This window comes from Pseudoalteromonas sp. S3178 (assembly GCF_005886985.1).
GTDB classification, from domain to species: Bacteria; Pseudomonadota; Gammaproteobacteria; order Enterobacterales; family Alteromonadaceae; genus Pseudoalteromonas; species Pseudoalteromonas carrageenovora.
The window spans coordinates 1-359 of the sequence record NZ_PNCW01000578.1; the positions used below are offsets into that span (position 1 = coordinate 1).

1 protein-coding gene is annotated in these 359 nt (G+C 44.8%); it reads left to right on the plus strand.

Translation table 11 applies throughout. From position 1 onward, the window contains the following. Nucleotides 1-359, plus strand: a 359-nt coding sequence (lptD, locus tag CWC11_RS22300) for an LPS assembly protein LptD (RefSeq protein WP_138684276.1), incomplete at both ends; no start/stop codon positions are given.

A 359-nucleotide genomic window follows, 5' to 3' on the forward strand; every position in this document is an offset into this window, starting at 1 on the left:
CATTTCCGTAACAGCACACGAACTATTGATGAAGCCACACGAGTGCACATAGAACCGCAACTGCGTTTTAGTGAAGAGCGTTATGCGTGGTCATTTCTCTCTGAGTTCAGTGTGCTGCACACTTATTATGACCAGCAAGGTAACCTTGAAGGGACGCAGTATGAGCAAACGGTAAACAGAACCCTACCGAAAGTTCGCCTATACAGCCAACTTAACTTCGAGCGCGACACCAGTTTACTCGTCGAAGATGGTATTCAAACCCTGGAACCACAAATTCAATATTTGTACACCCCCAATAAAGACCAAAATAACATTGGCCTGTTTGATACCACCAAACTCCAAGACGACTTTTATGGCCT